14 protein-coding genes are annotated in these 14,510 nt (G+C 44.3%); 3 read left to right on the forward strand and 11 right to left on the reverse strand.

What is annotated here, in order from left to right; genetic code table 11:
- Positions 1-95 precede the first annotated feature (95 nt).
- Complete coding sequence (locus tag OGM16_02625; protein ID UYJ47188.1) at positions 96-1,265, forward strand: M20 family metallopeptidase; 1,170 nt, start codon at positions 96-98, stop codon at positions 1,263-1,265.
- A gap of 237 nt (positions 1,266-1,502) precedes the next feature.
- A complete protein-coding gene (locus OGM16_02630; GenBank protein UYJ47189.1) occupies positions 1,503-1,940 on the forward strand; it encodes an Rrf2 family transcriptional regulator in 438 nt (145 codons plus the stop codon).
- A 17-nt stretch (positions 1,941-1,957) separates the two neighbouring features.
- On the opposite strand, the gene OGM16_02635 is transcribed toward OGM16_02630, so the two are convergent.
- The 10 genes from OGM16_02635 to OGM16_02680 form a co-directional block, all read right to left on the reverse strand.
- The gene (locus tag OGM16_02635) at positions 1,958-2,557 is read right to left on the reverse strand and encodes a M48 family metallopeptidase (protein ID UYJ47190.1); all 600 of its coding nucleotides are present in this window, start codon (positions 2,555-2,557) and stop codon (positions 1,958-1,960) included.
- A 334-nt stretch (positions 2,558-2,891) separates the two neighbouring features.
- Positions 2,892-3,704: an ABC transporter permease gene (locus OGM16_02640; GenBank protein UYJ47191.1), complete on the reverse strand. Its 813-nt coding sequence runs from the start codon at positions 3,702-3,704 to the stop codon at positions 2,892-2,894.
- 39 nt (positions 3,705-3,743) lie between these two features.
- Positions 3,744-4,298 (reverse strand): dTDP-4-dehydrorhamnose 3,5-epimerase, encoded by a 555-nt coding sequence (gene rfbC, locus OGM16_02645; protein ID UYJ47192.1) that lies wholly within the window; start codon positions 4,296-4,298, stop codon positions 3,744-3,746.
- Positions 4,299-4,631: 333 nt separating this feature from the next.
- Complete coding sequence (locus OGM16_02650; GenBank protein ID UYJ47193.1) at positions 4,632-6,413, reverse strand: DUF2142 domain-containing protein; 1,782 nt, start codon at positions 6,411-6,413, stop codon at positions 4,632-4,634.
- A 14-nt stretch (positions 6,414-6,427) separates the two neighbouring features.
- Positions 6,428-6,826, reverse strand: coding sequence for a DUF2304 domain-containing protein (locus OGM16_02655; protein UYJ47194.1), 399 nt, complete (start codon positions 6,824-6,826; stop codon positions 6,428-6,430).
- Positions 6,823-7,815 carry a glycosyltransferase gene (locus OGM16_02660; protein UYJ47195.1) on the reverse strand — a complete coding sequence of 331 codons (993 nt, stop codon included), beginning with the start codon at positions 7,813-7,815 and terminating at the stop codon, positions 6,823-6,825. Before OGM16_02660 ends, OGM16_02655 begins: the two co-directional genes overlap by 4 nt.
- Positions 7,812-9,128: a lipopolysaccharide biosynthesis protein gene (locus tag OGM16_02665; GenBank protein UYJ47196.1), complete on the reverse strand. Its 1,317-nt coding sequence runs from the start codon at positions 9,126-9,128 to the stop codon at positions 7,812-7,814. The genes OGM16_02660 and OGM16_02665 overlap by 4 nt, the downstream gene beginning before the upstream one ends.
- 11 nt (positions 9,129-9,139) lie before the next feature.
- Positions 9,140-9,826 carry a glycosyltransferase family 2 protein gene (locus OGM16_02670; protein UYJ47197.1) on the reverse strand — a complete coding sequence of 229 codons (687 nt, stop codon included), beginning with the start codon at positions 9,824-9,826 and terminating at the stop codon, positions 9,140-9,142.
- A 127-nt stretch (positions 9,827-9,953) separates the two neighbouring features.
- The gene (locus OGM16_02675) at positions 9,954-10,901 is read right to left on the reverse strand and encodes a glycosyltransferase (protein UYJ47198.1); all 948 of its coding nucleotides are present in this window, start codon (positions 10,899-10,901) and stop codon (positions 9,954-9,956) included.
- An 8-nt stretch (positions 10,902-10,909) separates the two neighbouring features.
- Positions 10,910-11,917 (reverse strand): glycosyltransferase family 8 protein, encoded by a 1,008-nt coding sequence (locus tag OGM16_02680; protein ID UYJ47199.1) that lies wholly within the window; start codon positions 11,915-11,917, stop codon positions 10,910-10,912.
- Positions 11,918-12,087: 170 nt separating this feature from the next.
- Here OGM16_02680 and OGM16_02685 point away from each other — a divergent pair, with 170 nt between their 5' ends.
- Positions 12,088-13,590: a L,D-transpeptidase family protein gene (locus tag OGM16_02685; GenBank protein UYJ47200.1), complete on the forward strand. Its 1,503-nt coding sequence runs from the start codon at positions 12,088-12,090 to the stop codon at positions 13,588-13,590.
- A 65-nt stretch (positions 13,591-13,655) separates the two neighbouring features.
- On the opposite strand, the gene OGM16_02690 is transcribed toward OGM16_02685, so the two are convergent.
- The gene (locus OGM16_02690; GenBank protein ID UYJ47201.1) at positions 13,656-14,510 is read right to left on the reverse strand and encodes an aldo/keto reductase; all 855 of its coding nucleotides are present in this window, start codon (positions 14,508-14,510) and stop codon (positions 13,656-13,658) included.

Here is a 14,510-nt window from a genome sequence, read left to right on the forward strand (position 1 = left end):
TCTTCCCCTTTGCTTGAAAAATATGGCAGGAAAAAGTAAACTTAAAAAATAAGAAGATTCCGAGAGAACATACATTTCTGAGGAGGATTTATCACATGACGCAGGAAGAATTAAAAGTGAAATTAACTGAATGGAGACATTATCTCCATGCACATCCGGAAACTGCATTTGAAGAGACAAATACCGCTGCTTTCGTAGCAGAAAAGCTGAGAGAAATGGGGCTTACTGTTCATGAGCATATTGGCGGTACCGGCGTTGTAGCTGACCTAAAGGTTGGTGATGGCCCACAGGTGATCGGACTTCGTGCTGATATGGACGCTATTAATCTGAAGGAGACCACCGGACTTCCTTATCAGTCCCTAAATCCCGGGAAAATGCATGGATGCGGCCATGATGGCCATATCACTGCCTTACTTGGTGCCATGCTCTTACTTTCAGAACGCCGCAATTTCAATGGAACTGTACGCTGTATCTTCCAGACTGCAGAAGAACCAGGAAAAGGCTCCAGGGCTATGATCGATGACGGACTTTTGGAGAAATACCCAATGGATGAGATTTATGGCATCCATAACGCACCATTTCTTCCAGAAGGAGAACTGCATACTAAAACCGGCGGCATTATGGCAAGTGAAGACAACTTCCGCATTAAGATCAAAGGAAAAGGCTTCCACGCTTCCAGCCCCCATATGGGCATCGACCCACTGGTAACTGCTTCCCAGATCATCCTGGCATTGCAGACTGTTGTTTCCAGAAATGCTTCCCCTTTAGATGCTGCTGTTATCTCCTGTACTGAACTTTTCACAGACGGCGCACACAATGCAGTTCCATCTAACGTAGAGATCTTAGGCGATACCAGAAGCTGTACTCCACAAATACAAAGGCTGATCGAAGACCGGATGCGTGCCATCTGTGAAAATATCTGCCGTATGAATGGTGCAGAATGCGAATTTACTTACACCCATGAATTTGCCCCAACTGTCAACTGGGATCAGTGCGTCCAGACTGCAGTGAAAGCAGCTACTGCTGTGGTAGGTGCTGACAAGGTAAATGCAAACTGCGTTCCGTGGATGGCTTCCGAAGACTTCGGCACATTCTTAACCAGGATCCCAGGCTGCTTCTTATTCCTTGGAAGCGGAAAATGCCAAAAAGCCTCTGACAACATCATGTGCCACAACTCCCAGTATGACTACAATGACAATATACTGGTAACTGGCGCTGAGTTTTTTGCTGAGCTGATTGCAGAGAGACTGCCAATTACAAAATAAGAGGATCCTGCTTCCTTTTTCAGTTTAATGTCCTCTCTGAATTGAGGGGACATGTTTATAAACATACTTTGTCAATAGACATTGTTTTTCATATTGCCTTGCGGAATATATGTTTTCTGGTGTATACTATGATGTTGAAGTCAAAAGGTATTTAGATCCTTCTGATACAGGATTGCTGCGTGCTTTGCACTCCCGCAATCCTGTTATATGATAATCTGTGAAAAGGAGAATTGGATAATGATCGTTTCTACAAAAGGCCGTTACGCACTGCGGGTCATGGTAGAACTGGCCCAGCATCAGGGAGACGGCTATGTTCCTCTGAACGTGATCGCTGAACGGCAGGATATTTCTGAAAAATATCTGGAAAGTATATTAAAGGTACTTGTACAGGACAAACTCCTTACAGGACTCCGTGGACGTGGCGGCGGCTACCGCCTGACAAAAGTGCCCGAAGATTACACTCTGGGCGAAATTCTCCGGCTTACCGAAGGTTCACTGGCTCCTGTGGCCTGCACAGAAGAAGGAGAACATGACTGTCCAAGGAAAGAAATCTGTCCATCCCATCCTGTATGGCAGAAACTGGATCATATGATCAATGAATTTTTTGACGGGATCACACTGGCAGACCTGATACAGCCGACATCAGACAAAGCTGAAAAAGATACTGCTAAGTAAATATATCGTTAGCATGTTTAATAATCTCTCCCGTTTTCCTTCAGCCACGCCCGTCTCGCCTTATAATCCGGCAGCACTTTTTCTACCTCTGCCCAGAAAAGGGGCGAATGGTTCATCTGTTTTCTGTGGGCAAGTTCGTGGACTACTACGTAGTCTAATATTTCCGGCGGCATAAGGATCAGTTTCCAGTGAAAGTTTAAATTGCCTTCCCCACTGCAGCTTCCCCAGCGCGTTTTGGCAGCCCGGATGCTGATCCGGCCGTAGGTGACACCCATGAGCTTTGCATACCAGGCAGTGCGCTCTATGATCTTTTTTCTGGCAGCCCGGCGGTAAAAAGCTTCTATCTCCGGATGTCCTTCATAATCCGGCTTTGGAGCTTCTGCCTTTTTGCGGCGGTGTTTTTCTATGAGGAACCATTTTTCCACGATCCATTCCTGCCGGTCATTTACAAAATCCATCAGCACCTTTTTAGTGATACCTTTTGGGACCCGGATCAGCACTTTACCATCTGCCTGTACCTCCAGCCCAATGGTACGCCGTTTGGAATATACTACATCTACCGGGATCGTTCCTTCTTTTTCTCCCTGACGCCATCCAACTTCAATCCTGCTTACCATCTTATCACCTCATTCCTGTCCTGTAGATATATTGCACGAAAGCAGATCACGCTGCAAAATTTTTATTTTCAAAAATACCCCCGGCACAAAAACGAACATTTTTCCTTTTTGTACTGAGGGTATATCATCTTCTTTTATCTGTCTGTCGCCTAGTACATCGTTTCGTAAATAACTGTACTAATCACGTAGGATGCGGATTTGAGTGTGCAGGTCTAAAAACGCAGGCGTAGCGGGCTACGCTGAGGCTTTTAAGCCTGTGCAATCAGATTCGCAGACAAGTGAGTGGTATAGTTATTTCGAAAACGATGTACTAGGCACATTAGCCGATCACAGCCTACAGCACATCTGAAAAATGAGGCCGCAGCTTCTTAAACATCTTAAGTCCCACTCCAAATACAAAAAGAGTGAAGCCCCAGTAATAAATGGTCAGTTTCGGTCTTTCCCAGAACCAGTTACCTGTGATCATACTGTCCTTATAACCGGTTACAATGTAATAAAATGGATTGATCTTAAATAATGGTTCGATCCAGGGTAAACGGTTGGTAAACATGGACTCATGGTACATGATGGGCGCCATCCAGATACCAAACTGAAGGCAGATTCCTACGATCTGGGACATATCCTTGAAAAATACATTCACAGAGGAAGTAAAATATCCCAGTCCCAGAGCCAGCATAGATGCTGCAAAGCTATAGTAGATCACCTGGATCCAGGAAAGCATTGGCGTTCTTCCTGCTACCAGATACATGATCATCATAATAAGAACGAAAAAACCATGTACCAGCAAACAGGATATCAGCTTGATCATAGGCAGTATCTCTACTTTAAATACTACTTTCTTGACCAGATAGCTGTATTCCTGCAGACAGCCCGTGATCCCATTTAAAGCTTCCCCGAAGAAAAACCAGGGGACAATACCCGGAACCAGCCAGATCACATAACTGACTCCCGGAACCGGAGGCGGTGATTTAAAGCCTATGCCAAAGATAACCGCATAGATCACAATGGTAACTACCGGCTGGATGAACATCCACACAATACCAAAATAGGATCCTACAAAACGCTTGCGAAAATCTGCTTTTCCCAGATCCCATACCAGTTTTCTTTTTTTAATGATCTCTTTTAAAAGAGACAGCGCATAATTCATAAATTCGTTTCCTTATACTTTTTTCCTGGCAGAACTGTCTTAGAACTTAAAAGTATCCTTTAAACCGCTCCACTTTTTGTCCTTATCAGAGATGATCAGTTCCATACCCGGTTCGATAGGCCAGTCTACGCCGATCTCAGGATCGCTCCATAACAGACCGCCTTCATCACCTGGATGATAGAAATCAGTACACTTATAAGCAAACTCTGCTTCATCAGACAGAACTAAGAAACCATGTGCAAAGCCTTCCGGAATATAGAACTGCTTTTTATTCTCAGCAGATAAGGTTACACCAAACCACTTTCCATACGTTTTGGAGTCAGAACGCAGATCTACTGCTACGTCAAATACAGTTCCGCGAACAGCACGTACTAATTTTCCCTGAGGATACTGCTTCTGGAAATGAAGCCCTCTTAAAACACCTTTTACTGACATGGACTGATTATCCTGGACGAAAGTCATGTCCAGACCCGCTTCCTTGAAATCGTTCTGGTTGTAAGTTTCCATGAAATAGCCTCTTTCATCTTTAAATACAGTAGGCTCGATCACATAAAGTCCTTCAATATCACAGGTTGTTACTTTAATCTTTCCCATAATGCTTCTCCTTTATTTTTCTTCTGATTCCTAGTATAATCCACAATAATTATCCGCCCATTTCACTTGTCTAAATTTCCATCTGCCGCGTCAGCTTCAATCGACAATGCTACCGGCATCGCCTCATTCAGCTTCCTTGCACATGAAAATTTATCCTGCGTGTAATGGATCGGTAATTATCGTGGATTATACTAGTTTTTTGTTTATCGGCTATAACTTAATAATGATATATTTTCCACATTCATCTGGAAATTTTACCACGTTATAAACAAGTCTGCAACTGTTTATCCCCACATTGTCACCATGTTCCCGGCATGTACTAACACAAAAACACTACAGCCTTAAGCACACCACTGCGAAAATGCGGAGGATCACATACACATCCGCTGCCATCATAGTATACAGGATCAGCCTGTCATCTGTTCCTGTCCGTACCACCTTTTGGTTTTTAAGGGTAAACAGGAAAACAGGAAGCAGGGGAAGCATATATCTTCCCTGGACTCCCTGGACCATATTGGAGCTTTTCGGAGTCCATGCAAGAAGCATAGAAAACATCAGCGCTCCAAAGATCACCAGGCAGATAAACCAGATCCACAACCGGTCTTTTATTTTCATAAAAATCTCTTCTCCCGGCTTTTTAAGTGCCAGCAGTACCAGACATGCAGTAAGCACTAAAATGATAACATAAGGCGTATTTAACACCGGATCCCGGTTGCCTAAGGACTCTCCTAATATTCCCGAATACAGGCTTTCTCCCTGCCACGATACTGTATTATAGAAAAGCTGTAATACCCGGACCGGCTGGTGGATCAGCTCTGCAAAGGAATACCCTGCTTCTTCAGCCCAGGCAACATAGCTGTCACTTTCCTGTGTATACATGGCAACTGTCCTTAAATTCACCACTGCCATAGCTGCTAAAAAACTTCCAAGGACAGCAGCCGCTGAAAGCATCCATTTCCCAAAATTTCCAAACTTTCTTACCGGGACCAGCAGGCAGAAGCCTGCAATGGCACCATATACCATTTTACAGGGCCCCATAACTGCCATGACCACAGCCAGGACGATCACATCCCCTACCTTCACTGTTTCTGCCTTATAAGCCAGATCCAGGCACACTGCCGTAAAATAACCTGTAAATGCCAGTATAACCACATCATAAGATAAAGAGGCCGCCAGATGAAGACTCATTGGTAAAATGGATACACCAAAAAATACATTTTTGCCAAAAGGCAGCCGTTTTATAGTCAATGCACCAACTGCCGCAAAAAGCAGGAGATTAAAAAACCGGCCCAGATATAAAAGGGCAATGCTATTAAGCCCCAATATTCTTGCCAGAGTAAATCCCAGTGCCTGTGGCATATAAGCTAACGGCGTGGTACGCACAGAGGGCTGGCGGGAGACACGCAGACCAGCTGTTTTCACACTGCTGTCCATACCTATACTGTCTCCTGTACTTGTACTCTCCTTTGTGCTTTCACTGTCTGCAGACGGTTCCGCACTCTGTTCACTGACCGCTCTCCTATTATGGATCGCCACGTAAGTTTCTTCTTTTAAGGTCTGTCCAAGGATAATGGGCTTTCCTGCATCATTCTCTCCACTTTCCCCGTCCAACGCTTCCTGTCTGCTTTTTTCTTTCCAGTCCCGGAACTCCTGGTTCACATCCTCCAGCCAGTCATCTTCTGCCCGGACATAGATATAACCATCTTCATCAGCTGCCGGCAGTCCTAAAAAGCAGTTGGAAAGCTTATAAGCACTGATATAGTGGCTTACTTCATCAGGTGCCGAAAGCGGAGCCAGAACCATCATATATAAAATGCCAAGACACATGACAGTTCCAAAGAACAAACCTGGAAGTTTCCGATTTTCTTTTCCTGAAACCATTTTTTCCCCTGGTTCACCGGAAATATCACCAGATTTTTCCCATTTTTTTCCAAATAACAGTGTTCCCATTCCTATCAGCATTGCCAGACTCACGAAAAACAGGCCCCCATACCAGCCATACAGCCAGCAGTGGCCTGTCTCTGTTACAGATGCCTGCACATCCAGAAGATGCCAGACTCCCAGAAGAAACACAGTGAAAGGCCATAAAAGCCACACAGATAATTTCTTTTTCATCTTTTCTTTCCTTTTTATTCACCTTTCCTGCATGTTTCCAGAGCAGCTTCCCTTTCTTCCAATACTGTCTCTTTTTCTTCTATCTCTTTCTGTTCCAGCGCCATTTTCTGGATCAGCTCCCTCTGCTTGCTTTCAAGCTGGGATATCTGGATCGTCATGCCAAATGCTTTTATGATGAGCAAAAAGATCATAAACAGGAATAAAAAATTCGGGGTAGAGTAAATACCTAAAAGCCTTGCACAAAGATCAGCCACTCCCGGCACCACTGCAAATATTACAAGGAGCAGCGCCATGATCACCCAGAACATGGCAGCTTCGATCTGAACTTTCGCCTGACGTATCTTACGCATCATAAATGTCATGGTAATAACAGAAACTACAATCAGTATCACACGAAGCATCATTGTCATCATCGTCTGTCACCGCCTTCTTTTTTCTCCAGCCAGTATTCCCGGTTCATGGTGCATTTTAAGATCAGCCACCGTGGAAGCATGGAATATACCTTTCCCATGCGGTATCCCATATACTTAAAACCGCTTTTTACAAACATTCCCGGGATCAGCCATGGTCTGTGCTGCTGCGACAGATACCTAGCCGTCTGCTTTACCAGACGGATCCCTTCGCTTTCCGAATGGATACCGCCAAATACCTCCGGATGATCTGCCTGGGATACTGCCAGATCAAAATTCCGTTTAAACTGCTGGGTGCAGTTGTAGTTATGGGAATGGATCACCTTTGCATCAGCCACATAGGCAATGGCATAATCATCTTCCATGACCGCCTTTCCTGCAAAGATCATATCTTCATTAAATATGGCATTTTGAATAAATCCCCCCTGAAACCAAAACTTCTCCCGGTCATAGGCACAGCATACATTGGAAGCAAAGAAGGTCTTTATCCCCAGCCGCTTTAGATCTGCCTTTGTCTTTAAGCAGCTTTTCTCCGGGTAATTAAAAGAACGGGTATAACGTTCCGCCAGCGGGCAGTCCTTGTCAGGAAGCTGCCTTGCATAAGCCATGATCACAGCTTCTCCTTCCGGACCTCTCTGTTCAAATGCCCCTACCAGTTTTTCAATTAAAAATTCATCAGCCGGAACCGCATCATCGGTCATGAACACTACAATGTCTGCCCTGCTGAACCGCATTCCCCTGTTTCTTGTAGCGCCATGGTCAAATTCCGCTTTCGTCAGGTGGTGGACATGAAGATTGCCGATCCCTTCAAAGCCCTTTTCATTCCAGAACGCCTTTTCTGTATTCATTACAATGATCTTCCCTACGGGATAGGTCTGCTTTTCCAGCATTTTTAAAAGTCTGGAAAATTTCTTACCTGGTTTATAGGTAGGAATCACCACATCCACCCGTGGTTTACGAAGAGCATTTTCACTCTTTCTTTCCTCTGTCATTGTCTTATCTCCTTTTCCTCACTTCTGCAGGACTTTACGGTACAAAGACCAAAACCCGCCGTTTCTCCTGCCATCAGCAGCAGATAACAAAGCGCCGCCCCGTCAATGCCCAAAATCCCGACAAGATTTCCTGACAGGAAAAACGCTGCTGCTGCTGCCGATGCATATACAAAAAACACGGTTTTCTGCTTCCGCATGATAACCAGTGCGTAATACATCAGATTAGCCAGGGCATAAAAACCGCCTCCAAGAACGATTCCTGCAAATGCCCAAAAATAAACGGTCAGTGTTCCCTTTTCGCCTCCCATAAGAAGCTCCATAATGGAAAGTGCCCATTTTCCTAAAACAAGCGTACCTGCCACTGCAAGTACAGTAAGCCCTAAAATAACCGCTGCGATACGCACCAGTGTCTTCTTAAACTCAGTGATCTTTTCTTCTGTCCAAAGATCTGTAAGAGTTGTCAGGTAAGGACGTATCACAAAATTGGCTACCATATAAATAACAGAGGTAGGCATAAAAATCAAGTTGAAATATCCTGATGCCGCATTGTTCATATGAGCATCAATAGCATATTTCGCAGAAGAGAAAATATAAAAATCCAGAAATACGGAAACAAACAAAAATCCTGTATTTTTAAACAGCTTCGCCACTTTTCCCTTTGTAATCGTCCAGTCTACATGATCTAATGCATGGATCACATCCAGGTCAAACAAAAAAACACCCATTGCCTGGGCAGCCACTGCCATGAGGCAGGCAAACAGCAGATGGTTAAATGCCCCCAGGATCACTGTAAATACAGCTACAGAAAAAATAGTCCTGAAAAAGTTTGACTTTCCTGTAAGATATAAGCATCCCTGGCGCTGAAATTCTGACTCATATACATCTGCATATCCGTCAATGACCTTATAGATCACAAGAAGAAGCAGGATCATGCATTTCCCTGCTGTATAATCCCCGATCCCATTTCGGAAAGCTATGGTCCTTGCAGTCAGAAACAAAGCACCTGCAACCAATGCAAGCATACAGGTCATATTTCTATGTTCCCTGTATTCCCCAAAAGAATACTCACCTTTTCCGTCTGTGATCTGGAAAGGTCTTATTCCAAAATAAGCCACTAAAAACAGCTGCTGACCCAATGTAGAATATCCAAAGGAGAATATGCCTCCCTTTTCCTCTCCTGCCATACGTATGACCAGAAAAGAGAGTACCATGCTTGCAAAGGCATATACAAAGCTGCCTGCAATATTCCATATTACATTGGCTCTTGCAACATTATCTCCCTTATATAATAACCGCTTCGTAAGATTTTTCATATTTAACCTGCTTAACGCTTTCTGAAATTCTGGATGACCAGTATGGATAACAGCATACGCACCATATAGCTTACTGCTGTCAATGGTTTCAAATAGCTTTCCCCAGCTGTCCGGTCATCAATAGTAACCTGCACTTCTGCGATCTTTGCTCCCTGACGGATAAGGAAGGATACGGTATCTGGCTCCGGTCCGTAATTTAAATTCCAGGCAAATTCCCCTATCATCTTCCTGCTGAAAAGACGCATGCCTGAGGTAGGATCTTTGATCTTTGCTCCTGTAGTCAGCCAGATCGCCGTTCCGATCAGCCGGCTTCCAAGCATCCTCATGGACCAGCTTTTCTTCTCTGTTACAAAGCGTGAACCAATAACAATGTCATAACCTTCATCCATTTTTTCTTTCATGGACTTAATATATTCCGGTCGGTGCTGTCCGTCACCGTCAAACTGTACAGCGTAGCTATAGCCCTTCTGCCATGCATATTTCATACCGGTCTGGAAACAGCCAGCCAGTCCTAAATTTACCGGAAGATCAATAAAATTATATCCCCGTCTCCGGCAAATGGCAGCCGTATCATCTTTTGAGCCATCATTGACCACCACATAATCCAGTTCCGGAAAATCGTTTTTAATATGGTCTACCACTCTCTCAATGTTTTTTTCTTCATTATAGGCCGGTATGACCAAAAGTACCTTATCCATTGTTTCTATTCCTCTATACCCTGTTACAGTTCCACCAAGCTTCTTGTTTTCATGAATATGGAAACAAGAAAATCTCATGGCTGAACAATAACACTTTCTTCTTATCCTGTTACACTATTATCCCCCATTACCAGCGCATCTTCAAGACACCTGTGAGAAATTTTACTTCTCCCAGGACCACCGCCAGAAATGCTTTTGCCACAGCCAGTTCCATTTTTCCCAGTTTCAGGTAATGTTGGTAGTAATATAACTTGCTCTTATGAAGGAGCTTCTGTTTATCACTTATCTTATTATAGCTTTTATCAATGCTTACAGAATGTGCATGAACATAGGAAGCATCTGTCACTAAAAGCTCTTTTAATCCCATTTTCTTTAATTTCTGTCCTAATATTTTCTCCTCATAATAGAGAAATACGTGTTTATCAAACAGCTCTTTTAGATCTCCAGGTGTGAAACAGCCTGTTTTTACCATGAAAAAGGAGCCTGGAAGAGCTCCCACTATACGGCTGGTTCCATCTGCTGCCAGCAAAAGCTTATCTAACGGTGTTTTTAAAAATGCCCGGAACAGCCGCCTGGTCACTAGCCCGGTATCTAAAAGATCCAGCCACATAGACTGCAGATCCCAGTAGCTAAAGGATGGCTGTCCATTTACATCTGTCACCATGGCAGAAGCCACCGCTCCGTCCTCCTGCTTTTCTAAAGCATCTGCCACCCGCAGGATACAGGCATCGCTTACCTGTACGTCAGGATTTGCGATCATAATATAATCCGGCTCCAGATACTGGACTGCATAATCGATCCCCGCCTGGTTTCCGCTTCCATAACCTCCGTTTTTTGCAGTTCTAAACAGGTGCAGCTGCACTTTATCCAAATTATCCGAATTATCTGTATGGTCAGAAGCAAATTCTTCTTTAAATTCTCCCAATCTTTCCCATGAGTCATCCGTCGAACAGTTGTCCACGATAATGATATTGCGGATTACTTTGCTGTCTTTCCAGCTTTCTGTAAGTTTCATGGTTGTCTGTGCATCATTATAATTTAATATTACGGCACATATATTCGTGTCTGCGTCCATAATCCCTTTCACTTTCCCTGACGTTTTTTGCGATCATCAATGACCTTCATTCCCAGCCGCCTGCTGATCGCAAGGCGAAATTCCGGACATATTCTTGTGATCTGGTTAAAACACCACCAAAGCTGCATATACCAGAATTTTCCCTTCTGCATGGACATATCCTTCCATGGGGTCATAGCCAGATATTTCCTGTACCATTTTCCATAATGGTTGTGGTTTCCCCTGATCCAGGGACGTTCATCTCCCAGAAAATGGATGATCACCGGCTTTCTCTTTGCTGCTGCAAACTCCTTTTTGCCTACCGCCCGGTAAGCATCGCAAAGCTGTACCAGTGTATTATACCTGAAATACCGGTAATTGGTAAAGAAGTTGTACCTTGGAGACAGAGGTAAAATACGCCCTTTTAATGTCCCGTTAATAGTGTCCTGGTCACAGGCAAAAAGGCTTCCTGCATGATCCCCGTAAAAATCCAGTAACTTTTTCAGCACATTTTCCCTGCGCCAGCCTGCAAGATCCATTAAGATCACGCCGGAATTAAAATAGGCATCATCCTTTTCCATATGAATGGACTCTTTCATTTCTTTATACACAGTCGGTTCCATGATCATACCCGCCAGACAGCCTCCTAAATGTGTCCTGTACATCTTTTCAATGGAAGCGCAGACAATGGTATCACAGTCCAGGTACAACGCCTTATCCACAGTCTCCGGCAATACCTCCGGCGCAAAAAGCCGCCCCATGGCACTGATATCAAAGCCCCTGGTATCTATTTTATAAGGAAATCTTTCCTTCAGGTCTCCCAGTTCTACTGCATAAAGCCTGCGTCCAAAACCAGCTGCCAGATTTTTAAGCCGTTCCTTAAACGCTTCGCACATCTGGGCTGAAAGCACATAAATATCCAGATCATTTATATGGCGGTTATTGTCCAGCAATGAGCATAATGATGCCGCCAGATGTCCGGCATAACCGTCATTGGAAGCATAGATCACATGGACCGCCTGTTCGTTTTCTTTCATAATACCTTCCATTTCTTACATTCCGTGGTCATTTTATTTACGATTTTACAATACCACTTTTAAAATGTAAATCCTATATGGCATTTTTCCCCTGATTATGATAAATTAGTAGAAGTATGATTATTGTTATATAAACAATAACATGTAACTAACCTCAGGAGGTTTTTATTATGCACAAAAGTTTTAAATATCTGGCAATGACAGCTCTTGCCTCTGCACTCATCGCAGGGCAGGCTACCACTGCTTTCGCATTCAAAAATGATTCAAACAATGGTCCTGGCGCCGCAAAGACCAACGAAGTGTCTTTACAGGCACCTAGCGATACCAGTGACAATTCCCAGGCATCTGGAAATAATGATTCCCAGACTGCCATTACAGAAGATTCTTCCCAGCCTGCAGGCAATTCCCAGTCTGAAACTTCCCAGACCACAGAAAACGCTTCTAACACCACAACAGAAAACACAACTGCAGCAGAAACTGTTACGGAAGACACTTCTGCCCAGGTTCCGGCCAATCAGGCATTTTTACAGGTACAGCTTCTTCGTGCTTCTGATACAACATGGAGCGATCCGGTCCATGATGACTCTGTTCTTTCTGTAGGTGAATCCGGCTTTTTAAGCATGTGTATCTATGCGAACAATCTTCCTGGTGATGTCCTCTACCGTACTTACAGCAGCGCACGGGGCTGGAGCAACTGGGCGATGAACGGCGGACATACAGATTGGGCAGCCGGTAATCCAATTGAAGCTGTACAGATCCGTTTAAATGGTATTTTCGGTGACCGTTTTGATGTTTATTACCGTTCTGATCTTTCTGACGGAACAGAATGCGACTGGTCCAGAAATGGCGGCACCAACGGTGCTATGGCCTGCGGCCGCATTATTACAGGTATGCGCTTCTCCATGTGGGGCAAAGGCACAGAAGGCGCAGCTTATAAGATGGACAAGCCATTAGTATCTGCTGCTCCTGACGGCATTCAGTTCGTAAATGGCACGCCTGTATTTAGCAATGGTACCGGCGATAACTTTACCGGATGGGTATGGAATGACAGAGACCGTTATTATGTGGTAGACAATTCCATTGTAACCGGATGGCAGTACATAGATGGATATAAGTATTATTTTGAAGGCGACGGCAGGCTGGTTACTGATCTGGAACCTTACTTAAATTATCAGGGGCAGTTTAAGATCAAGATCAACAAGCAGATGAACTGCCTGACTATTTATATTCCAGATGGGGACAATGGCTATATCATCCCATACAAATCCTTCCTGTGTTCTACTGGTGATGACACCCCATTAGGTGAACACAAGACTCCTGAAAAATACCGCTGGAGACTGATGAACACCGATGAATACTGCCAGTACCTGACCCGTCTGGATGCAGGTATCCCGATCCTTCTTCACTCTGTTATTTATGAGAGACCAGATCCGTATACCTTAAAAGCATTTACTTACAACTATTTAGGCGCTACCAAATCTCACGGATGCATCCGTCTGACTACCGCAGATTCCCGTTGGATCTACGAGCACTGCGCACTTGGAACTTCCATCACTGTATACGAATCCCCGATTCCAGGTCCATTTGACCGTCCGGTCATCAAGACCATGATCCCGGATACACAGACCTATGATCCTACCGATGCAAATGTACCGGAAAATGGATTACAGTAGTACTTGACCTATAAAATACCTCCTGACCAGGTGATGTTCCTATCATCTGAGTCAGGAGGTATTTTTTATTGTATATCCAGATATTCTTTTTTAGTTGGCGGCGGATAAGCCTGATCTATGGCTTTGTAATCTTGTTCCGTCAACTGTATCTCATCTGCCCCAGCATTAAGAAGTGTATGTTCTGCCTTGCCGCTCCTTGGAATTGCAATGGTGTGTCCGTCCCGAATATTCCAGGCCAGCATGATCTGCTCTACGGTGGCATTATGCTTTTGGGCGATTTCTTTTAAAACCGGGTTATTTAAAATGCCCCTTCTCAAAGTCCCCGCCTGTGCCAGTGGGCAATAGGACATTAACGCCACATCATGCTTTCTCATCCATGGCAGAAGGCTATATTCAATCCCTCTGGATCCGGTATGATAAAGGACCTGGTTTACCAGACAGTTTCGGCCTTCCGAGATCATCCATAATTCTTCCATATCATCAATATCGAAGTTGGAAACGCCCCATTCTCTGATTTTTCCTGCCTTTTTCACCCGTTCCAGCTCTGCTACGGTTTCTTCCAGAGGATAGCTCCCCCTCCAGTGGTACAGATAAAGATCCAGATATTCTACACCCATGCGCTTCATAGAGTCATCTAACGCCCGCTCCAGGCGGTGCTTTCCCGCATTGTTTGGCAGAACTTTGGATACCAGAAAAAGATCATCCCGTTTTTTATCAGAAATGACCTCTTTTATAAGACTTTCCGCTTTTCCATTTCCATACATTTCCGCTGTATCGATCAGCGTCATGCCTGCTGCAACACCTGCACGCAGACTTTCCTGTTCCCGCTCTCTGGCGGACTTATTCTCTCCAAGGAACCAGGTTCCAAGCCCTAAGGCCGGAACCTGCACTCCATTTCTTAATGTAACTGTATGTTTCAT

This window comes from Lachnospiraceae bacterium, from assembly GCA_025758065.1.
GTDB lineage: Bacteria > Bacillota > Clostridia > Lachnospirales > Lachnospiraceae > Enterocloster.

Coding starts and splice junctions, on each gene's coding strand:
- OGM16_02685 (UYJ47200.1), top strand. CDS start 12,088: ATGCACAAAAGTTTTAAATATCTGGCAATGACAGCTCTTGCCTCTGCA.
- OGM16_02660 (UYJ47195.1), bottom strand. CDS start 7,815: ATGACAGAGGAAAGAAAGAGTGAAAATGCTCTTCGTAAACCACGGGTG.
- OGM16_02680 (UYJ47199.1), bottom strand. CDS start 11,917: ATGAAAGAAAACGAACAGGCGGTCCATGTGATCTATGCTTCCAATGAC.
- OGM16_02630 (UYJ47189.1), top strand. CDS start 1,503: ATGATCGTTTCTACAAAAGGCCGTTACGCACTGCGGGTCATGGTAGAA.
- OGM16_02635 (UYJ47190.1), bottom strand. CDS start 2,557: ATGGTAAGCAGGATTGAAGTTGGATGGCGTCAGGGAGAAAAAGAAGGA.
- rfbC (UYJ47192.1), bottom strand. CDS start 4,298: ATGGGAAAGATTAAAGTAACAACCTGTGATATTGAAGGACTTTATGTG.
- OGM16_02665 (UYJ47196.1), bottom strand. CDS start 9,128: ATGAAAAATCTTACGAAGCGGTTATTATATAAGGGAGATAATGTTGCA.
- OGM16_02690 (UYJ47201.1), bottom strand. CDS start 14,510: ATGAAACATACAGTTACATTAAGAAATGGAGTGCAGGTTCCGGCCTTA.
- OGM16_02675 (UYJ47198.1), bottom strand. CDS start 10,901: ATGGACGCAGACACGAATATATGTGCCGTAATATTAAATTATAATGAT.
- OGM16_02655 (UYJ47194.1), bottom strand. CDS start 6,826: ATGATGACAATGATGCTTCGTGTGATACTGATTGTAGTTTCTGTTATT.
- OGM16_02640 (UYJ47191.1), bottom strand. CDS start 3,704: ATGAATTATGCGCTGTCTCTTTTAAAAGAGATCATTAAAAAAAGAAAA.
- OGM16_02650 (UYJ47193.1), bottom strand. CDS start 6,413: ATGAAAAAGAAATTATCTGTGTGGCTTTTATGGCCTTTCACTGTGTTT.
- OGM16_02670 (UYJ47197.1), bottom strand. CDS start 9,826: ATGGATAAGGTACTTTTGGTCATACCGGCCTATAATGAAGAAAAAAAC.
- OGM16_02625 (UYJ47188.1), top strand. CDS start 96: ATGACGCAGGAAGAATTAAAAGTGAAATTAACTGAATGGAGACATTAT.